The sequence below is a fragment of the Rhizobium sp. YS-1r genome (genome assembly GCF_000757525.1).
GTDB classification, from domain to species: Bacteria; Pseudomonadota; Alphaproteobacteria; order Rhizobiales; family Rhizobiaceae; genus Neorhizobium; species Neorhizobium petrolearium.
In genome coordinates, this window is sequence record NZ_JPYQ01000055.1 from 347,486 (window position 1) to 368,566 (window position 21,081).

15 protein-coding genes are annotated in these 21,081 nt (G+C 59.9%); 5 read left to right on the forward strand and 10 right to left on the reverse strand.

Annotation, left to right across the window (positions count from 1 at the left end):
• Positions 1–58: 58 nt before the first annotated feature.
• From JL39_RS24455 to JL39_RS24480, 6 genes are all read right to left on the reverse strand, one after another.
• Positions 59–538, reverse strand: coding sequence for a chemotaxis protein CheW (locus JL39_RS24455; protein ID WP_037156852.1), 480 nt, complete (start codon positions 536–538; stop codon positions 59–61).
• On the reverse strand, positions 538–2,325 hold the full coding sequence (locus tag JL39_RS24460; protein WP_037156854.1) for a PAS domain-containing methyl-accepting chemotaxis protein: 1,788 nt from the start codon (positions 2,323–2,325) through the stop codon (positions 538–540). Before JL39_RS24460 ends, JL39_RS24455 begins: the two co-directional genes overlap by 1 nt.
• 233 nt (positions 2,326–2,558) lie before the next feature.
• Positions 2,559–3,488 carry an arginase gene (gene rocF / locus JL39_RS24465; RefSeq protein ID WP_037156855.1) on the reverse strand — a complete coding sequence of 310 codons (930 nt, stop codon included), beginning with the start codon at positions 3,486–3,488 and terminating at the stop codon, positions 2,559–2,561.
• A gap of 39 nt (positions 3,489–3,527) precedes the next feature.
• Entirely contained in the window at positions 3,528–8,030 is a 4,503-nt protein-coding gene (locus tag JL39_RS24470) for a translocation/assembly module TamB domain-containing protein (protein ID WP_037156858.1), read from the reverse strand.
• A 29-nt stretch (positions 8,031–8,059) separates the two neighbouring features.
• A complete protein-coding gene (locus JL39_RS24475; RefSeq protein WP_081952974.1) occupies positions 8,060–9,985 on the reverse strand; it encodes an autotransporter assembly complex family protein in 1,926 nt (641 codons plus the stop codon).
• A gap of 174 nt (positions 9,986–10,159) precedes the next feature.
• Complete coding sequence (locus JL39_RS24480) at positions 10,160–10,426, reverse strand: glycine zipper domain-containing protein (RefSeq protein WP_037156862.1); 267 nt, start codon at positions 10,424–10,426, stop codon at positions 10,160–10,162.
• A gap of 277 nt (positions 10,427–10,703) precedes the next feature.
• Here JL39_RS24480 and JL39_RS24485 point away from each other — a divergent pair, with 277 nt between their 5' ends.
• The 4 genes from JL39_RS24485 (at position 10,704) to hemA (ending at position 15,900) form a co-directional block, all read left to right on the forward strand.
• Positions 10,704–11,192, forward strand: coding sequence for a (2Fe-2S)-binding protein (locus JL39_RS24485; protein WP_037156864.1), 489 nt, complete (start codon positions 10,704–10,706; stop codon positions 11,190–11,192).
• Positions 11,193–11,308: 116 nt separating this feature from the next.
• Positions 11,309–13,654: a xanthine dehydrogenase family protein molybdopterin-binding subunit gene (locus JL39_RS24490; RefSeq protein WP_037156867.1), complete on the forward strand. Its 2,346-nt coding sequence runs from the start codon at positions 11,309–11,311 to the stop codon at positions 13,652–13,654.
• A 13-nt stretch (positions 13,655–13,667) separates the two neighbouring features.
• Positions 13,668–14,465, forward strand: coding sequence for a xanthine dehydrogenase family protein subunit M (locus JL39_RS24495; RefSeq protein WP_037156869.1), 798 nt, complete (start codon positions 13,668–13,670; stop codon positions 14,463–14,465).
• Positions 14,466–14,685: 220 nt separating this feature from the next.
• Positions 14,686–15,900 (forward strand): 5-aminolevulinate synthase, encoded by a 1,215-nt coding sequence (gene hemA / locus JL39_RS24500; protein ID WP_037156871.1) that lies wholly within the window; start codon positions 14,686–14,688, stop codon positions 15,898–15,900.
• 33 nt (positions 15,901–15,933) lie between these two features.
• Here the strand turns inward: hemA and dxr are convergent, their stop codons facing one another.
• Complete coding sequence (gene dxr, locus JL39_RS24505) at positions 15,934–17,124, reverse strand: 1-deoxy-D-xylulose-5-phosphate reductoisomerase (RefSeq protein ID WP_152601269.1); 1,191 nt, start codon at positions 17,122–17,124, stop codon at positions 15,934–15,936.
• 124 nt (positions 17,125–17,248) lie between these two features.
• On the opposite strand from dxr, the gene JL39_RS24510 reads away from it, so the two are divergent.
• Positions 17,249–18,466, forward strand: a complete 1,218-nt coding sequence (locus JL39_RS24510; RefSeq protein WP_037156873.1) for an FAD-dependent oxidoreductase — start codon at positions 17,249–17,251, stop codon at positions 18,464–18,466.
• 6 nt (positions 18,467–18,472) lie between these two features.
• On the opposite strand, the gene JL39_RS24515 is transcribed toward JL39_RS24510, so the two are convergent.
• The 3 genes from JL39_RS24515 to kduI form a co-directional block, all read right to left on the reverse strand.
• Positions 18,473–19,003 (reverse strand): hypothetical protein, encoded by a 531-nt coding sequence (locus JL39_RS24515; protein ID WP_037156875.1) that lies wholly within the window; start codon positions 19,001–19,003, stop codon positions 18,473–18,475.
• Between the two features lie 149 nt (positions 19,004–19,152).
• Positions 19,153–19,941, reverse strand: a complete 789-nt coding sequence (locus JL39_RS31280) for a cell wall hydrolase (protein ID WP_081952987.1) — start codon at positions 19,939–19,941, stop codon at positions 19,153–19,155.
• Positions 19,942–20,187: 246 nt separating this feature from the next.
• The gene (gene kduI, locus JL39_RS24525; RefSeq protein WP_037156877.1) at positions 20,188–21,036 is read right to left on the reverse strand and encodes a 5-dehydro-4-deoxy-D-glucuronate isomerase; all 849 of its coding nucleotides are present in this window, start codon (positions 21,034–21,036) and stop codon (positions 20,188–20,190) included.
• Positions 21,037–21,081 lie beyond the last annotated feature (45 nt).

The following is a 21,081-nucleotide window of genomic DNA, read 5'->3' on the forward strand; positions in this document are numbered from 1 at the left end:
AAGCAAAAGCCGCCGGCGATATCGCGCGGGCGGCTTTGCAAGCTTATCCGTGGTCCGCTTAGGCGGCCAGGTCTTCCGCCTCGGTGCCCTTGAACATCTTGGCGAGATTCAGGAAGCAGATCATCCCGTTCTCGTTGGCGATGATGCCTTCCGAGAAGGATTTGTCGAAAGAGGCGGAAATCTCCGGAACCGGCTGAACCTGGCTCGAGGGAATGGTGAGGATATCGGAGACGCGGTCGACGAGCATGCCGATCACCATGTTATGCACCTCGGCGACAACGATGGCGCTGCGCTCATTTGCGACCGTGCTTTTCATGCCGAGCTTGTAGGCGAGGTCGATGATCGGGATGACGGAACCGCGCAGGTTCATGACACCGATCACGTCCGGTGGCGCATGCGGGATCGGGGTCGAAGGGGCCCAGCCGCGGATTTCGCGGATTGTCGTCGTCTTCACGCAGAACTCCTGTTCGTGCAGACGAAAAGCTATGATCTCCAGCGTTTCGCCGCTGTAGCTTGTGGAGTTGATTGTCGTAGCCATCAGAATTCTTCCCAACTATCCGTTGCCTGGGCGGCAGCGGCTCCCCCTGATGCGGCGCGCGCGACCGTTGCCATGAGATTGCGTGCCGGCGATGCGACAGGGCGTGCATCAGGTCGCGCTTGAGCAATTCTATGCGAAGAGTGTTGCCCAAATCTAAATTGTGCCAGGAGATTGCGCAGGGTTTCGGCTTCGCGGGCCAAGCTGTGGCTGGCTGCCGTCGTTTCCTCGACCATGGCCGCATTCTGCTGTGTGTTCTGGTCCATCGAATTCACGGCGTTGCTGATCTCGCGGATCCCCGTGGATTGTTCACGGGATGCTTCCACGATCGCGACGACATTGCCGTTGATGTCCTCCACCTGGGCGATAATCTGTTCGAGAGCTTTGCCAGTCTCTCCAACCAGGGCAACGCCACGCTTGACATGTTCCGAGGAGGTGGAGATCAGGGTCTTGATTTCCTTGGCTGCGGTAGCGGACCGTTGTGCGAGTTCCCGGACTTCCTGGGCAACGACCGCAAAGCCCTTTCCGGCTTCGCCCGCCCGTGCTGCTTCGACGCCTGCGTTGAGTGCCAGGAGATTGGTCTGGAACGCGATATCGTCGATGACGCCGATGATGTTCGAGATTTCTTTGGAAGAGTTCTCTATCTGATCCATCGCGCCGACAGCATTGCGAACAACGGCGCCTGAATGTTCGGCGCCGCTCTTCGTGCGAGAGACAAGGCCGCCTGCTTCTTCGGCGCGCTTGGCGCTGTCGGTAACCGTTCGGCTGATCTCTTCCAGCGCCGCCGCAGTTTCTTCGACTGCCGCTGCCTGCTGTTCCGTCCGCTTTGCCAGGCTGTCGGAGGCCTGGCGGATTTCGCTGGAGCCGCCGGCGATGCCTTCTGCATTCTCGCCGACCGTACGCATAGCCTCTGCCAGCTTGGCGATCGCCTCGTTGAAATCGATACGGATCTTTTCCAGCGTCGGGATGAAAGGCTTCTCGATCTGAGCCGTGAGGTCACCATGGGACAGCGCGGTAAGGCCGACGGCAAGATCATCGACAGCGCGCACCCGCTCGGTAATGTCGGTCGCAAACTTGACAACCTTGAAGACCCGGCCATCGGCATCGAAGATCGGGTTGTAGGAGGCCTGGATCCAGACCACCTTGCCGCCTTTGCCGATGCGCTTGAATTCCTGGGCGATGGCTTCGCCGCCCGCCAGCTTCTTCCAGAATTGGCGATAATCGGGGCTGTCGCGGAATGCCGGCTCGCAGAACATGCTGTGATGCTTGCCGGCAATCTCGGCGAGCTGGTAGTCGAGGCAGGACAGGAAATTATCGTTGGCGGTCAGGATCTCGCCGGTCGGTGTAAATTCGATGACAGCCTGGATCCGCGAGATCGCATTGATCTTCCCTTCATCTTCGGCGGCCTTCAGCTTTGCGGCAGTGATGTCGGTCGCAAACTTGATGACCTTGTAGGGCTTGCCGCCGGACATGACCGGATTGTAGGACGCCTGGATCCATACCTCGCGGCCCCCTTTCCCGATCCGCTTGTAGGTAGCGGCATCACATTTGCCGCTACCGAGGCGCGCCCAGAAGGCCTTGTAGTCCTGTGACCTCGTATAAGCCGGGTCGCAGAACAGGCTGTGATGCTTGCCGACGATCTCGGAGAGCGTATAGCCGAGAGTCTTGCAGAAATTTTCGTTGGCCGTGAGGACGTTTCCGGACAGATCAAATTCGATGATCGCCTGCGATTTACCGAGCGCTGCAAGTATTGCTTTCGCGTCGGCGCCTGGAAGAGAAAGGATGGACATGGACTTGGTCTGCTCCAGCTTGTGAGTTGAGCTTCGTCTCAAGCCGCCAGTCGCTTCTTTGCGAAATAAGCACCGCGCTGCAGGGGGTACTTGAGTCTCACAAGAAGTAGCCCATAAAAATTAACGTCAGGTCAATGATTTGCTTTATGTCCTTGGGGAAAATACGTACATAAACTTTATTATGTCAATTTTCTACATGAAAGGCGTGCATTTTTTGTGTTTGCGGCTGATGATCAAGCGGAACGGGTCGGGCGATCCAGGACCCGCCGGCCGAAAAGGCTTGCCGTCAATTCCACCATGATCCGCGCGCTCTTGCCGCGATCGTCAAGGAACGGGTTCAGCTCGACGAGATCGAGCGAACAGACAAGTCCGGTATCATGCAACATTTCCATGATCAGATGCGCTTCGCGGAAGGTTGCGCCTCCCGGTACGGTGGTGCCTACTCCCGGTGCGATATCCGGATCGAGGAAATCCACGTCAAGGCTGACATGCAAAAGACCGTTGGCGGCGTTTACCCTATCGATCACCTGAAGCATGATCGCTGCGATGCCGTTCTCATCGATGGCGCGCATGTCGAAGACGTTGACGCCGTGCTCGGCGATCATCCTCCGCTCGATTTCATCGACGGAGCGGATGCCGATCTGGAAAACATTCCGCGGGTCGACCATGGGGCGGTCGCCGTCGAGGATCGGTGCGAATTCCGCCTGTCCTGTGAAGAAGGCCACCGGCATTCCGTGAATATTGCCTGACGGCGAGGTTTCCGGCGAGTTGAAATCCGCATGGGCATCGATCCAGAGCACGAAAAGCGGCCGGCCGATCCCGGCTGCGTAGCGGGCCATGCCCGGGACGCTGCCCATGGAAAGGCTATGATCCCCGCCCATGATCACGGGTATCGTACCGGCTTTGGCCTTTTCATAGGTCCGGTTTTCCAGAGCCCGCGCGAAAGCGCCGACGATCGGCAGATTCTTGGCATCCTGCCGCTCTTCGAGATCGGTTGCAGGTTCCGGGCGCAGGTCTCCGCTATCGCTGACGCGGAACCCCAGGCCTTCCAGCGACTTGACAATGCCAGCCAGACGGAAGGCTGCCGGGCCCATGGCGCACCCGCCGCGGCCGGACCCTTCTTCCAGGGGAACGCCGATCAATGTGATGTCCTTGGAGTTCATTCTCTTCTCCGGGAAAGGCAGGATAAATGAGGCTCGAAATCAGTATTCTCGCTCGTAAAAGATGCCGGCCTTGCCGCCTTCTGTCCCGGCGCCGGCCTTGAGTTTCACGCCTCGGCCGATATCGAGATTGATCGTGGCCTCGGCGCCGCCGGAGCCGCCCTGCTCGACCTGCACATAGGTACGATTGTTGATGTAGCGGCCGACGGAGACGGTCGTCTGGCCCGTCTCGTCGGTGTTGATATCGAGGTCGTCGACGCCGAGATTGCTGCGCAGGGTTTCGAGAAGGGAGGTGGAACCACCACCGGCGAGCTGGGTAACGGCATCGGCGAGCTGGGCGATCTGCAGCGGCGAAAGCCGGGACATGGACTGGCCGAAGATCAGCCGCGCCAGGACCTCATCCTGCGGCAGGGCGGGCGAAGAAGAGAAGGTGATGGTCGGATCGTTCGCCACGCCGCTGACCTTCACGATGATTGTCGTCTGGGCCGAGGTCGTGCTGGCTTCCATGTTCAGGACCGGGATCAGCCCGCCGCCGAAGGTGATTTCACCTTCCGTGAAATCGAGCCGCTTGGCGAGGATGACGATGCGTCCACGGCGCATTTCGAAACCGCCGGAGACGATGGGATCTACTGCTGTGCCGGTTATGGTCAGGTCACCGCCGAGTTCCGCATCGATACCGCGACCGCGGACGAAGATGCCGTTGGGAGCGCTGATCTGCAGATTGAGGGCGATCGGCCTCGAACTGCCGGTTGCCTCCCTGGGACGGAGTTCCTCCATCTGTCGCAGCACATCGGGTGGGGCATTGCGGTGATGGATGTCTATTTCCGCAAGCGAGGTCGGGAGCCGAGCAGGCACGGTGATCGCTGCCTTGGTCAGCGTTACCCGGCCACCAAGGACGGGGCCTGACGTCAGCGGGCCGGTCAGGGTCAAGGCGCCGTCGGCCGTTGCGGCAAAGAGGGTCCCGTCCGCATAGGTTGCCCGCGCCAGCGTGATCCTCAGATCGGCCGGAAAGCCGGAGCCGGGCGTAATGCCGACCGAGCCCTGGATCGAGATGCTGCCGCCGCCTGAGAGCTTGCCGGAGAGCTGGGAAATATTGGCGTTGTTACCGTTGAAGGAGATATTGGCGGCAAGATCAGTAACGGCAAGGTTGCGCCGCACGTCGACAAGCCGTGCGCCGGATGAGGAGGCCGTGCCAGTGATCGCCGGCGCCGAAGCCGTGCCGCCGATTGCCAGATCGATATTGCCGGTACCTTCCAGCACGAAGCCTTGAGCGGCAAGCTGGCCGGCGAGGATGGAGAAGGGCAATTGCCCGTTGAATTTGAGGTTGAGAGGCTTTTCGCCAGCCAGTGAAACCGAACCGCGGCCCGCAAGCGAGATGCCACCGCCACCCGAAAGTCTGGTATCTACGGTGACTGCAGCATTCTGGAAAGTCCCGTTTGCCGTGACGTTCAGTGGTGCCAGCCCCGCAGATGCGGTCTGGCTGACGCCGGCATCGGCCCAGCGAAGATCGTAACGGACGGCAGGCGCTTCCGGCGTCCCGGTTGCGGTGACTGTCCCGGAAATTGTGCCGCGGGCGCCCAGGTTCGGCGCGAAGGCGTTGATCAGGCTTGCGGGCACCGCATTGGCACGGGCGTTGATGTCGAGAGCCGGAACACCGTTCTGAAGGAGAACGCGGCCGGCGGCGGACAGGTCGAGGCCGTCGGACCCCGTCAGGCGGGTGGTGTCTAGTGCGATCGTCCCATTGGCAAAGCTTCCGCTTGCTTCGAGGCGAAACGGACTGATGCCAGCATCGCGCGTCTGGCGAAGCTGTGCATCATTCCATTCAAGATCATAGCGGATGGCAGGAGCGGACGTGGACCCCGTGGCGTTCACGGTGCCGGAGATCGTGCCGGCAGCGTTGATCGCCGGAACGAAGGCATTGAGCAGGTTCGCAGGCAGTGCGTTGATATTGGCCGTCAGGTCGAGGGATGAGCCCGCAGTGCCGTTAACGGTGACGCTGCCGCTGCCGGTCGCGAGCGTTAGTCCGGCAAGCCGCGCACCACCATTGGCGATGGCAATACGGGTGGGGGCGGCAAGCCGAACCGGGATGTTGCGTGGCGAGGCGGTGAAATTCTCTATGCCCACCGAGATCTCGCCATCGGTCTGGACATCACCAACGGCATTGAGCGGCGCATTGTCGTATTGGGCGGTGAGGTTGAAGCCTGTCCTGCTGCCGCTATGGCTGACGTCAAGGTTGATGTCGCTGACGCCAACGGATCCGGCGCCGATGCGGGCGGCGCGCACGGTGCCCTCGGCCGCAATCGCCTTTATGTCCGGAATGGCAAGATCGATGTTCGGCTGGACGATCTCGATCGAACCGCGGCGAAGCGCATTGCCGGAGGCCCGGATTGCGGCGCCGGCCCGGCCATCCGTATTGCTGAAAGTCACGGAGCCGCGGAGATCGCCCTGGGCCTGTTGGGCGGCGAGTGCGGCAAGCATCGAGACATCCGGAAAATCGAAGTTCAACTGGCCTTCCGGCAGGAAATCGGGTGAGAAGCTCAACGCACCATTGAGTTTGTTGGGGCCGACCTCGGCGCTGATTGACGGTGCGCTCGTACGGCCCTGTGTCGAGATTATATCGGCGTTGGCGCGGATCGGCTGGCCGTCCAACGAGCCCGTGGCCGTCAACTTGCCCCTGGGTGCGTTCGGGTCGGCGGTACCGTCGAAGACAACGCTCATGTTCTGGAGCTTGCGGCCGACGAGACGTGCGTCCGCGGAATTGAGAACGGCCTTCACGCCCATTGCGGCGAGCGGGCCGTTGACAGCGATGTCGAACCCCGCAGCGCCCTCGCCTTCGGGCAGCCAGCGCTTCAAGTCCGGCATGCGGCCGGCAAGGTGGCCGGTCACGGTCTGGTTTTCGAGAACAACGTTACCATTCGCCTCAACTGCATTGGAGCGCATCACGAAGTTTTCGAGGCTTACACGGCCACGGCCGTCGGTCGCCGCGTTGACATAACCTTCGGCCGAAAGTTTGCCCTCGAACTTCGAGACCAGCGCGGCCGGCAGCACGGCAGGGTTTGCGAAGACACGGAAATTACCAGTGACAGCCTGCTTCGACATGTCATAGGCGCCAGAAAGTGTGCCATTGACATTGGCGCTGTCAAAGGTCGCCGCGTCGAGGCCGATCGCCGGCGGCGCGAGCCTGAGCGGCGCATCCAGCGTCACAGGCCCGCCGATGATTCGATCGAGGCTATCGTTTGTAAAGTCCGTGCGAGCAACGGTGAACCGGCTGCGGATACTGCCTGCGCGATCGATGAGATTGAGATCCTCGCTTTCCGCCTGCAGACGGATTTGCCCGAAGCGACCTTGCGGCAGTTCGGCGGCGCTCAAGGCAGCCGTTGCGTTGAAGCGGGCCGAGGATGCGGCACCCGTCAGGGTGAAATTGATGCTCTCGAAAGAAAACCGGCTCTCCTGACCGCTGATCGGCCAGACGAAGGCTACCGGACCGTTGGTGCCGGCGAGACCCGCAGTGAGGCTGTTGTCGCCCGTTGGATCCCAGACCCCCTGTGCGGAAATCTTCACGGCGCCCGAGGTGAGGTTGCCGCGTTCGATGTCGACGCGGCCGGAGTCGGCATAGATTGCGGCGACATTGATATCGGTCGTGCCGTCGAACAGAGGCCGGAACGCGGGCGGCAACAGGGTTGCGAGCTGGCCGCCGCCAGTCACCTCGACGCGGTGCCTGCCGTCCTCGATGAGCATGTGCTTGCCGTCGACGGCGATGACCGGGGTGCCGCCGACGCTGCCCTGCAATTTGCCGGCCCAATCGGAAAGCGGACCTTCGCCGTCGAGCGCCAGTTCCACCGCAGGCGCGCCCGGCAGGCGCAGGAGGCGGGCAAGCAGACCACCTTGCGGCTCGGAGACAGCGGCTTTCAGTGTCAGACGATTCTCGGAGGGGGCGTAGACCACATCGGCGGATGCCTTTGCATCCGGCTCATCCTTCCGGGTTGCCTGCAAATCGAGCGAGATGTCGGGTCCGGTCGCATCTATCGAGCCCTTGACCGAGAGGGAGAAATCCCGTCCGGAAAGCGCCTGAGAGAGATTGATGTCCGGCAGGTCGATCTGTGCGACGCGGATGCCGATCGGGAGAGGGGATCCTGAAGAACTCGAAGTCGTTTGAGGTGCTTCCGGGGTGTTCGAGGGCCGCGGCGGACGGATGAAATTCACGGTCTCGGCGGAAATACGTTCGGCATGGAAAACACCTCCGGCCAACGCCGTTGGTGACCAGTCGACCTTGATGCCGCCGATCTGGGCGTAGGGCCCTGTCTTGTCGGAAAGGGTAAGCGTGTCGATCCGCAGATCGCCGGTCAAAAGGCCCTCCGGCCGCGAAAAGGTGATGGTTCGGTCCGGGGTGGAAACAATTGCGGAGATTCGGTCTGCCGCCACCCGTCCGCCAACAGGAGTGAGCGCCACGAAAAGGAGAACACCAAACGCCATGACGAACAGAATCGCGACCGCGCCAAGCACGGCCTTCACAACCCATTTCAGCAGGCGAACCATCAGCGTCATGCCCGATATGCTACCTTTCCATCTGCCTTTCAGAATGCCTGTCCTATACCCGCATAGATCCCATATTGGCTGCCGCCATCGTAACGCTGCAACGGAATTGCGACGTCAAGTCGGAGCGGCCCAAAAGGCGTGGCATATCGTACGCCGATCCCCGCTCCCGCGCGTATATCAGAAAAATCAGGCATGATTCCGGTCGACACGGTACCGACATCGATAAAAGGTACAATGCCGATACTCTCTGACACTTTTACCCGTACTTCGAAAGAGCCCAGCGTATAGGATCGCCCGCCCGTCGGCTCGTCGGCACTGTTATAGGGCGAAATTTCCCGATAGGCATAGCCGCGCACCGATCCACCGCCTCCGGCGAAGAATCTGCGCGTCGCCGGAATGCTTTCAAGATCGTCGGCACCGACCAGTGTACCGGCCGCAAGCCGGCCCGCGAGCACGATGCCATTTTCTTCCCCGAAGCCGAGATAGCCGGAGATCGAACCTTCGAATGAGGAGAAGACCGTGCCGTCCAGAAGCTCATAGCTGGGCTTAGCCGCCAGCGTGGCGTGATAACCTTCCGTCGGATCGAGCTTGTTATCGCGGGCGTCCCGTTCGAAACCAAGCGGAAGACTGACGGTGAGATACTGGTTCTTGCCGAATGCGTCGTCGGTATTGATCCAGGCTATTTCGCCGCCGGCAGTCAACTTGTCCCTGTCGTTCAATTCATAGGCAATGCTGGCCGAATAGGTGATCGATTGTGCCTCGTAGGCATCCGGCGTCTCGCTCTTGGCTTCGAGACGGGATTCGAAAGTAGCCTCGGGCACGAAGGCACCGGGTTTGGTGAATATGATGCCGGCGGAGTAGTCGTAGGTGCCGAGATCGGTCGTAGCTCCGATGCCGGACACCTTGCCCTCGATACGCAGCGATTCGGCCTCGCCGAACAGATTGCGATGACCCCAATAGCCTTCAAGGCCGATTCCGTCGATCGAAGAGTATTCGGCGCCGAAGCCGAAATAACGATGTTTGCCTTCTGAAACCTCGATCGTCAGCGGCAGCGAACCGTTCGGAGCGAGTCTATCCGCTTCTCGGATCGTCACGCTCGAAAAGACACCGAGCTCGCGCAGGCGGTCATTCGCCTTCTTCAGTTGCTCCGGCGAATAACGCCCGCCTCTGTCGAGCCGTGAATAACGGCTGATGAAGGCGGCATCGACGGTGCGCGAGCCCTTAACGGCCACCGCACCGAAAGGCGCCATGGGACCACCGGCAGCACCAAGCACGACATCGATGGTATTCGTCCTGTGATCGGCGGTTACCTGTCGCTCGGTAAGCTTTGCAAGCGGCCGGCCCTCATCCTTCAGATCGACGAGAAGCTGCTCGCCGGCTTTGAGGATGAGGCGAGATCCGGCTTTTCCGCCGGGAACCAGGTCGTATTTTGCGGGATCGCGTCCGACGGCATCTCCTTCAAAACGCACTGAGCCAAGCTTGAAGACCGGACCGGGGGCGATGCGAACGGTCACCGGAACCGGCGCAGCGTGATTGAAGGTCGGATTGGGTGGCAAGCTGTCTATGTCGGTGCCGTTGACGGAAATATGCACGGTGCCGCCGTAACGCGCTTCTTCATAAAGAACGGCGATCAGTCGGTCGCGGTCTTCCCGCGCCTTGATGATGACACCAAGATCGCCGGAGACGGGCAGCTTCTCGTCGGTGACGAGCGACGCCGCATTTTCGAGGCGCTCCTTGAGATCCTTGTCCGCATCTCCCGTCTCAAGTGTCACGTCGTACCGGACAGGATCGATGACCTCGACCGTCTCCTCGTCATCCCCGAAGAGCGTTATGCCGAATATCTTGAAGGCGTAGGCATCGTTTGCGAGCGGCGGAGCAAACAGAAAGGCGGCGACGAGCATTGCGACGATGCCTGCTCCCCTCAGCTTCCGGTCCTTTTCCCGCCCCGTACTTCTGTTTCGCATACGCAAATTAACTGTCGACGCCTCGGCTTTGAGTCCTCATAGCCCCCAACAAAACCTATCTAACGGCAAAAGAAGGGGCGGGGTACCCCTTGTCTGTCCTTCGCGATGATTTCATGAAAGAAAAAGCCCCGAAGCGTGCTCCGGGGCCACACATTCCGCCGGCAATCCGAGCGTTTATCGGTAACCGCGCGGGCAATCGTCGACATAGCGACGGCCATAGCGGTCGCGATAGTAGCACTGACCGGGCTGTTCGGCGACGGAGCCGATCAATGCACCCGATACGCCGCCGATCGCGGCGCCGACAGCCGCACCGCGGACGTTGCCTGTCGCGAGGCCACCGATCACGGCACCCGATGCAGCGCCGATGCCAGCGCCTTGTTCAGTTGCGGTGCAACTCGCGAGCGATGCGCCAAGCATCAGAAGCACGATGGCTTTCTTCATGACATTTCTCCTTATGTCTTATTATGGCCGGCCCTTCCGCGGCATCCGCCAGCAAGCTCCAGCACTATCGCGGGAACAATAGGGTGCGATATAGAAGAGTCCATATGCCGCCTTCATTTCTTTGAGGAATTTGTCCTCGAATCGCTCGTGGAAGCGTCAAGACGGGTTCCGAGGCCGACCAAATAATTGACGTTTCCATAGAAAGTAGCAGTTGATCCTCTCCGTAAAAAAGCAAATGATGATTCCCGTATCCGGGAGAGATGCGAGGAGGAAAATGATGACGAAAGTGACGCTGACCGTGAACGGCCGCACGATGAGCGGCGAGTGCGAGGATCGCACCCTGCTCGTGCACTTCATCCGAGAGAAACTTGGTTTGACCGGAACGCATGTGGGATGCGACACGACCCAGTGCGGCGCTTGTGTCATCCATATGGACGGCCATTCGGTCAAAAGCTGTTCCATCCTCGCGGTACAGGCTTCCGGTTCAACGATCACAACGATCGAGGGGCTGGCCGGCCAGGGCGAACTGCATCCGGTGCAGGCGGCCTTCAAGGAACACCACGGACTTCAATGCGGCTTCTGCACGCCCGGAATGGTGATGACGGCGGTCGACATGATCAACCGTGAAGGCGGTTCGCTGACAGAAGAGAAGGTCCGCGCAGGGCTGGAAGGCAATATCTGTCGCTGTACCGGTTACCACAATATTGTCAAGGCCATCCTCGCCGCCGATGCCGAAATGGCATCGGGCCGTCAAGCGGCGGAGTGAAGGCAAGCGAATAGGGAGTAGCGAATAGTTGGCCGCTGGTTTGGCCCGTCGCTACTCGAACTCCCTCTATTCGCTACTTCCTATTGGCTATTCGCTCATTTCTGGAGGAGATGAAAATGGGTGTTGAAGGAATCGGTGCACGCGTAACCCGCAAGGAAGACAAGCGTTTCCTGACCGGCAAGGGGCGCTATACGGACGACATGATCGTCCCCGGCATGAAATCCGCCTACTTCATTCGCAGTCCGCACGCGCATGCCAGGATCAAGAGCTTCGATGCGAGTGCCGCGAAGTCCATGCCGGGCGTCATCGATGTGCTGGACGGCAAGCAGCTGCAGGCCGATGGTATCGGCAGTCTCATCTGCGGCTGGATGATCCATTCGAAGGATGGCTCACCGATGAAAATGGGCGCATGGCGGCCGCTCGCCGCTGAAACCGTGCGCTATGTGGGCGATGCGGTTGCGATCGTCGTGGCGGATTCCATCGGTGAGGCCCGCGATGCGGCGGAAGCCGTCGTCATCGACTACGAGCTGCTTCCGGTCGTCACCGAGGCGACCGCAGCGCTGGAGGCCGGAGCGCCGCAGCTCCACCCGGAAGCATCAAACAACCTGATCTTTGACTGGCAGCTTGGCGATCCGGATGCGACCGACAGGGCGATCGCGTCGGCCGCGCATGTCACCGAGATCGAGATCGTCAACAACCGGCTTTCGCCGAACCCGATGGAACCGCGCGCCACGCTCGGCATCTATGATGCGGCCGAAGACCACTACACCTGCTATACGACGAGCCAGAACCCGCACGTGGCTCGCCTTGTCATGAGTGCGTTCTACAATGTCGCGCCGGAAAACAAGCTGCGCGTCATCGCGCCGGATGTCGGCGGCGGTTTCGGCTCGAAGATCTACATCTATCCGGAAGAGATCGTCTGCCTGTGGGCTTCGAAGAAGACCGGAGTGCCGGTGAAATGGACTTCCGACCGCACAGAAGCCTTCCTTACCGACGCCCACGGCCGTGACCATATTTCCAAGGTGAAGATGGCCTTCGATGCGGACAACCGCATCACGGCGCTGAAGGTCGACACGATCGCCAATCTCGGCGCCTATATGTCGCTCTTCTCCTCGGCCGTACCGACCTATCTCTATGCGACGCTGCTTTCTGGCCAATATGCGATCCCGGCGATTCATGCTAATGTCCGCACCGTCTATACCAATACCGTGCCGGTTGATGCCTATCGCGGTGCCGGACGCCCGGAAGCCACCTACTTGCTTGAGCGCACGATCGAGACGGCGGCGCGCGAGCTCGGCGTCTCGCCGGCTGAACTGAGGCGGAAGAATTTTATCCGTTCCTTCCCCTATCAGACGCCGGTGATCATGAATTACGACACCGGCGATTACGAAGCTTCGCTCGATGCTGCGATGCAGGCGGCCGACTGGAACGGCTTTGCTGCCCGCAAGGCGCAGTCGGAAGCCAGTGGCAAGAAGCGCGGCATCGGTATGAGCTGTTATATCGAAGCTTGTGGTATTGCACCGTCGCAGGCGGTCGGTTCGCTCGGCGCAGGTGTCGGTCTTTGGGAATCGGCGGAAGTACGGGTGAACGCAGTCGGAACGATTGAGGTTCTGACCGGCTCCCACAGCCACGGCCAGGGTCACGAAACCACGTTTGCCCAGCTCGTCGCCGGCCGACTCGGCGTGCCGATCGACAGCATCAACATCGTTCATGGCGATACCGACAAGGTGCAGATGGGCATGGGCACTTATGGTTCCCGTTCCGGCGCAGTCGGCATGTCGGCGATCGTCAAGGCACTCGACAAGGTCGAGGCCAAGGCAAAGAAGATCGCGGCGCATCTGATGGAGGCGGACGAGCAGGATGTCGTGATCGAAAACGGCGAGTTGAAGATCGCCGGTACGGATAAAGCCTTGCCCTGGTTCCAGGTGGCGCTCGCCGCCTATACGGCCCATAACCTGCCGGCCGGTATGGAGCCCGGGCTTAAAGAAACGGCTTTCTACGATCCGGCCAACTTCACCTTCCCGGCCGGCTGCTATATCGCGGAGGTCGAGATCGATCCGGAAACCGGCGAGACGGACATCATCCAGTTCGTCGCCGCCGATGACTTCGGCAATATCATCAATCCGCTGATTGTAGAGGGCCAGGTGCATGGCGGTTTGGCCCAAGGCATCGGCCAGGCGCTGCTCGAGGCTGTGCACTATGATTCGAACGGTCAGCTCCTGACGGCGAGCTTCATGGATTACGCCATGCCGCGCGCCGACGACCTGCCGTCCTTCAAGCTGTCGCACCAGAACACGCCTTGCCCAAATAATCCGCTCGGTATCAAAGGATGTGGTGAGGCAGGTGCGATCGGCTCGCCGCCGGCGCTGATCAACGCCATCACCGATGCGATCGGCAATAACGGGCTTACCATGCCAGCGACCCCGATGAAGGTCTGGCAGGCGATGCACGCGGCTCATTGAGGAGGAATGGACAATGTATGCAACCAGCTATCACCGGGCTTCCTCCGTGGAAGATGCCGTCAAACTCCGCGCCGCGCATGAGGAGGGTAAATATCTCTCCGGCGGCATGACGCTGATCTCGACCATGAAGCAGCGGCTCGCCGCGCCGACCGATCTCATCGATCTCCGGCATATCGCGGCTCTGCGCGGGATTTCGATCGACGGCCGCAAGGTGACGATCGGCGCCGCCACGCCGCATGCCGATGTCGCCGGTTCCCGTGAACTTCATTCTATTTGCCCTGCGATCTGCGAACTCGCAAGCCATATCGGAGACCCGCATGTGCGCCATATGGGCACGATCGGGGGCTCGATTGCCAATAACGATCCGGCGGCGGATTATCCGGCTGGCGTACTTGGCCTTGCTGCGACGGTGATTACCGACCGACGTTCGATCGCGGCGGATGAGTTCTTCACGGACCTATTCGAGACCGCCCTTGAGGAAGGCGAGATTGTGACCGCGGTCTCCTTCGATGCGCCGGAAAAGGCGGGTTATGCGAAGTTCAACAATCCGGCCTCGCGCTTCGCGATGGCCGGCGTCTTCGTGGCAAAGACGTCCAGCGGCGTGCGTGTTGCCGTGACCGGCGCCGGCTCGAACGGTGTCTTTCGCCATTCGGGCTTCGAACAGGCGCTCGCTTCCAGCTGGTCAGCCGATGCTCTGTCGAACATCCCGGTGGATTCGTCCAATCTTCTCTCGGACCTGCATGCCAATGCGGAGTATCGCGCCAACCTCGTGAAGGTCATGGCGAAACGAGCCGTCGTTGCTGCGGGTTGATAACCAGTCGCGATCCGAACCGGAAAGGAAGGAGCGCAGGCGCTGCTCTTTCCTTCCTCATTGACGTGGATCAATTATGACATTGCCGATACTGGCTAAGTCTTTTATTGGAATAATTCAAAAATACGGGCCTTTTGCCGCAGGTGGGTTTTATCACGCATCGCGGGGTTGACGAAAAGCGCGACTGAAACCAAAACCAAAGCAGGTTCTGGAGTGTGACATGGATTTCGAGGCATTTTTCAAGAGCGAACTGGACGGGCTTCACACGGAGGGTCGTTATCGGGTGTTCGCCGATCTCGAACGGCATCGTGGCAATTTCCCGCGCGCCACACGCCACACTCCCGACGGTCCGAAGGAAGTAACCGTCTGGTGTTCCAACGACTATCTCGGCATGGGCCAGCATCCCGCCGTGATCGAGGCGATGAAGGAAGCCATCGATCACTGTGGCGCGGGTGCGGGAGGCACCCGGAATATTTCTGGAACGACGCACTACCACGTTCTCCTCGAGCGCGAGCTTGCCGATCTGCATGGCAAGGAAGCGGGCCTGATCTTCAACTCGGGCTATATGTCGAACTGGGCAACGCTTGGAACGCTCGGCCAGAAGATCCCGGGACTGATCATTTTCTCCGATGCGCTGAACCATGCGTCGATGATCGAGGGCATCCGCTACGCCAAATGCGAACGGGTGATCTGGAAGCACAACGATCTCGATGACTTGGAGGCGAAGCTCGCGGCCGCCGATCCGAGCGCGCCGAAACTGATCGCCTTCGAATCCGTCTACTCGATGGACGGTGATATTGCCCCGATCAAGGAAATCTGCGATCTGGCCGACAAATACGGAGCGATGACCTATCTCGATGAAGTGCATGCAGTCGGCATGTATGGTCCGCGTGGCGGCGGCATTGCCGAGCGCGAAGGCCTGATGGATCGGCTGACGGTCATCGAGGGGACGCTTGGCAAGGCGTTCGGTGTGATGGGTGGCTATATCGCTGCCTCCACAGCACTTTGCGATTTCATTCGCTCTTTCGCCTCCGGCTTCATCTTTACGACGGCACTGCCGCCGACATTGGCTGCCGGTGCGCTTGCTTCGATCCGGCATCTGAAGGCAAGCCCCTTCGAGCGCGTCCGTCATCAGGATCGCGTTCGCAAGTTGCGCACCATGCTCGACCAGCGCGGCATTCCGCACATGCACAATCCCAGCCATATCGTGCCGGTCATGGTCGGCGATGCTGCAAAGTGCAAATGGATTTCGGATATCCTGCTCGATACCTGCGACATCTATGTCCAGCCGATCAACTACCCGACCGTGGCGAAGAAGACCGAACGCTTGCGCATCACTCCGACTCCGCTGCATTCGGATGCCGATATCGAGCATCTGGTCGGCTCGCTGCACCAGCTCTGGTCGCGTTGTGCGCTGGCAAGGCACGTTGCGTAACCGGTCTGAAAATCGGATAAGCCAAATGGCCGCTTATGCGGCCATTTCATTTTTCGCGATGATTTCACCGGCCCGCCTGCGGGCTTCTGCATCCGCCGCGAAAACCTCGTCCATGGTCGTGGCTGCGCCGTAATTTGCCATGCTGTCCATCACCTGTTCGGTAATGTCGGCCATATTCAGGAAGCCGATGCGGCCGGCACAGAAGGCGTGGAAGGAGGTCTCTTCTGCTGCATTCATGGCTGCGCCCTGTATGCCGCCGCGTTCAAGCGCCGTTCGCGCGAGCCGCAGTGCAGGGAAGCGCACTTCGTCCGGGGCTTCGAAATCGAGACGTGCGAGTTTCGCGAAATCCAGCCGTTCGACATTGAGCTTTGGCCGGTTCGGATAAGTGAGCGCATAACCGATCGCGGTGCGCATGTCCGGGCAGCCGAGCTGGGCAAGCACCGAGCCGTCCGTGTACCCGACCATGGAATGGATGACCGATTGCGGATGGACGATCACCTCGATCTGGTCCGGCTTCAGATCGAAGAGGTGTTTCGCCTCGATCATCTCCAGCGCCTTGTTGAACATGGAGGCACTGCCGATCGAGATCTTCAATCCCATCGACCAGTTAGGATGGGCACGGGCGGTCTCTACCGTAACGCCCGCCATCGCCTCGCGTGTCCAGGTGCGGAAGGGGCCGCCTGATGCAGTCAGAACGATGCGTTCCACGGCATGATGCTGGTCGTCTTCCAGCGACTGAAAGATTGCGCTGTGCTCGCTGTCGACCGGAATCAACCGCCCGCCGCCTTCGGCAACCGCGTTGATAAAAAGCTCACCGGCAGAGACCAGGCACTCCTTGTTGGCAAGGGCGATGTCGGCGCCTCGTTGTGCGGCGGCCAGCGTCGGTGCGAGCCCCGCAGTGCCCACGATTGCCGCCATGACCCAGTCGGAATCCCGCGCGCCCGCTTCGATCAGTGCGTCGCGCCCGGCGGCCACTTCAATGTCGCTGCCCGCAAGCGCGTCCTTCAGGGCAGAATATTGAGCGTCATCGGCAGTGACGGCCAGTCTCGCGCCGCAGGCCTTAGCCTGTTCGGCCAGGAGGGCGATATTGGCATTGCCGGTGATCGCAACGACGTCAAAAGCCTCACGACCGCCGAGCTGATCCACGACATCGAGCGTGTTGACGCCGATCGAGCCTGTGGAGCCAAGAATGCTGATGCGGCGTTTGCCGGTACCGGCCATGATATCTTCCGTTTCATAAAGCTGCCGCAGGTCTACAAGCGAAAGTCGCAGCTCACAAGGCTTGAATTTCATCAGGCCGCGACCAAGTGCTGCTTGATCCGGGAAGTGACTTCAAGCGAAATAGGTCATGAGTGCGAGACAGGAAATAAAGACCACATGCGTGATCGCAGGAGCCGGGCCGGCGGGCCTGATGCTCGGTTATCTGCTGGCGCGGTCGGGGGTCGATGTCGTGGTGATAGAGAAGCATGGCGATTTCCTGCGGGATTTTCGCGGCGACACGATTCACCCGTCGACCATGGAAGTGATGCAGGAACTCGGCCTCATCGACGAGTTCCTGAAACTGCCGCATACGCGGGCGCCGAAATTGTCCGCTGAAATGGCGGGCCGAACGATTACCATCGCCGATTTTTCCCGCCTGCCGGTGAAGAACCGCTTCATCGCCTTCATGCCGCAATGGGATTTCCTGAGCTTCCTTGCAGCTCAAGCGCAGGGATATCCGAATTTCCGGCTGATCATGAATGCAAAGGTCACGGAACTGTTGGAAGAGGGTAATCGGATTTCAGGCCTCGTGGCAGAAACGACCGAAGGCAGTCTCACCGTCCATTCCAGGCTCGTTATAGGTGCAGACGGCCGGAACTCGGTAGTGCGGGAGAAGGCGGGGCTCATCGTCGAAAGTTTCGGCATTCCGAGCGAGGTGGTCTGGATGAAGCTTTCGAAACAGCCAGGCGATCCAAACGAAGTGATGGGGCATGCCGGTCCGCGACAGGGCTTCGTGCTGATCGATCGCGGTGACTATTGGCAATGCGGCTATGTCATCCGCAAGGGAACGCTTGCCGAAATCCGCGAGAAAGGCATCCAGGTCTTCCGCCAGATGGTGATCGATGTTTCGCCGCTGCCGGCGGACCGCATGCAGGAAATCCGGACATTCGACGATACGAGCTTGCTCACCGTCCGCATCGACAGACTGAAACAGTGGTGGCGACCGGGACTCATCTGCATCGGCGATGCGGCACATGCGATGTCGCCGATCGGCGGTGTCGGCGTTAACCTGGCAATCCAGGATGCCGTGGCGGCAGCCAACATCCTGGCGGCTCCATTAGGGGAAAACCGCCTTTCCGATGCCGATCTGGCGGCCGTGGAAAAACGCCGCGGCTTTCCGACCAAAGCGACACAGAAGTTGCAGCTGATGATGCGCAGCCGCCGCCGCGCCGATCAGGCGGACGAGCAGAGACGAAAAGGCCCGCCCGCCTTTATCCGCGGCATTGCCCGATGGCCAGTGCTTGCCCATCTGGCAGGACGCCTCATCGGCCTTGGCTTTCGGATGGAACATGTAAGGCTGCGTTGACGCGGCCTACTTCTTGACACCCATCACTTCGGCGCAGCGCGAGAAGCTGAAACCTTCGCCATCGGTGTCTTTCGTCGCGCGCAGCATGCGGATGATCTTGTCGGCGCCGGTTGTAATCTGCAGTTCGCAGAAGAGATCCTCGGTGCGGGCCGGCGAAATCATCTGTGGCGCGGCCGGTTGAGCCGAAATGCCGAAAGACGAGGTTTTGGTGGTCGTGACGGTGCTGCCATCCGCCTTTTTCTGCGTTTCCGTCGTCGTGCGCATAACCCGGTTCGCATCCTGTTTGGCGGGTTGCGGTGTCTGATACTGGGCTGGAATATAACGCGTCGTCTCGCCGCCGACCCAGGTATAGATCGTTCCGCCGTCGTTCAGCGGGAAAGACGAAACGGGCGGCCCGTAATAGGTGAAGAAGGAATCGACCGGCTGGCCGATCCACTTGGACTGGATCGCCTGGTTGGCTTCTTCCGTCGTCGTACAGCCGACCATGATCATGGCCAGCACACCGAGTGCGGCCACGCAAGAAAAACGCGAATTCATTGACTAGCCCCCGAAATATTCCGCCAGCTTCCCCTTAAAGTGGCGCATGACTTTCTATGGCCAGCAAATCGGCGAGGCAATCGGGACGTTACCTGCCCGGGAAGATGTCCACAGCCACGGAAGCGAGCCTTGACTTGGCCCGACGCAGATCACTTCCCGGCGGGGCGCAAGGACCACACTTCCGGCTGAGCCAGAGCCATCTGCCCTGTGGCGGACATGCTTGCAGGCTGGGGTCGTTGAATGGGAACCGGGGCATCAAGCGGAAGCACGAGATCATCCCCTTCTGCCTGCGTGGCACTTGCTCCGACATCGTTCACGGCCACCATGCTTGGCGAAGCGGCAAGATGCGGCGCGAAGGCGAGGATATATTCATCCGCCGGCTTTGGGGCAGGGGTCTGCAGATCACCTTCGTCGTCGCGTTTCTCGTAAAACGCATTGCCACCGGCCACGGTCACATAGTGCATGTTGTCGTAAGGGAATTTCAGCCCATCCTGATGGAAGAACATGGCTTCCTTCACTTCGGGATTTCGTTCGCCTCGAAGGATGGCGTCTGCAGCAGCATTCAGTTCAGGCGCCGTTTCTTCTTTCATCACGCGTGTCATCACGCCCGGCGCGAATTGCTTCTCTTGCGAAACAACGCCGCAAATCGTCTCCGGATAAGCACCGGAAGTCAGGCGGTTCATCACCACACTGCCGACGGCCATGAAGCCGTCTTTGCTTGACCGCTTGGATTCGAAATACATCGCCCGTTTCAAGCATTCGCGGTCAGTTGCGGTATAGGTGTACACCTGCTTCGCGCTTTCAATCGACGCGGTATTCGTCTTCACGGAATCCTTGGTGATTGACGATGTCGTCTGAGACGACGTGCAGCCAGCCAGAAGGGCGAATCCAACCAGGCAGGCTGCCCTCCGAAAAGGGGCGTAAGTGATCGCCGTCATGATGTCCCCGCGATAAAATTTCAAAAATCACCTCGGCGCGAAAAGAGGTACCTCAAGCGCCGCTTCGGATCAAACAAAATCTATAAAGGTCGCAAAGGTTAAGAAAATCATTCTGATACTGGAGAAGTTGGCAAGCGGCAGCGCCCCAGCCGAATCAAGCCGTGGAAGGATCAGTTCCCTGTCCCTGTCCGTGCGTCTTATCCGACGAAGGCGAAGGTTCGCTCTTTCAACAGCCCACGCTATTTCCTACCGAAGGCTCTTCATGTCGACCATGTCCATGTCGGTGAAGGATTGATTGTCTCCTGCCATGCTCCAGATGAAAGCATAGGCAGAGGTGCCTGCGCCGCAATGGATTGACCACGGCGGAGAAAGGACAGCCTGCTCGCTTCTGACGATCAGATGCTCCGTGGCCTCGGGGCGTCCCATCAGATGCACGACGAACGCGTTTTCCGGCAGGTCAAAATAGAGATAGGCTTCCATGCGGCGATCATGCAGATGGGCCGGCATGGTATTCCAGACGCTGCCGGTTTCGAGCCGTGTCAGTCCCATCAGGAGCTGGCAGGTCGGCAGAACCTTCGGATGGAGATACTGGTAAAGTTTGCGCTTGTTCGAGGTGGCGCCGTCCCCGAGATCGTTCTCGATCGCGTCCATTCTGCTGACGATCCGCGATGGAAAGCTCGTGTGAGCTGGCGCGCTGTTGATATAGAATTTTGCAGGTGTCGACGGGTCAACGCTTTCGAAGGCGATTTCCTGCGTTCCCTGGCTGAGATAAAGCCCGTCCATGGGTTCGAGATCACAAGTCGTGCCATCGGCCATGACGCGGCCCGGGCCACCGATATTGATAAGACCGAGCTCACGGCGCTCCAGTAGATAATCGGTCCCGACGAGCTTTGCCAGTTCTTCGCCGACGATCAGCCGACCGTTCGTGGGCATGGCACCGGCAACGAGCATCCGATCATAATGGGTATAGACCGCCTGGAGGCTTCCTGGGACGAAAAGCGTCTCGATCAGGAAGTTTTCCCTGATCTCTGCGCCTGTCATACGTTCGGACTGGCTGTAGTGGATTGCATGGCGCGTTTGAACGGTGGCGGTCATGTCTTTTCCTTTCGCGTCGCAAAGCGTCGGTCCTGACGTCCGCGC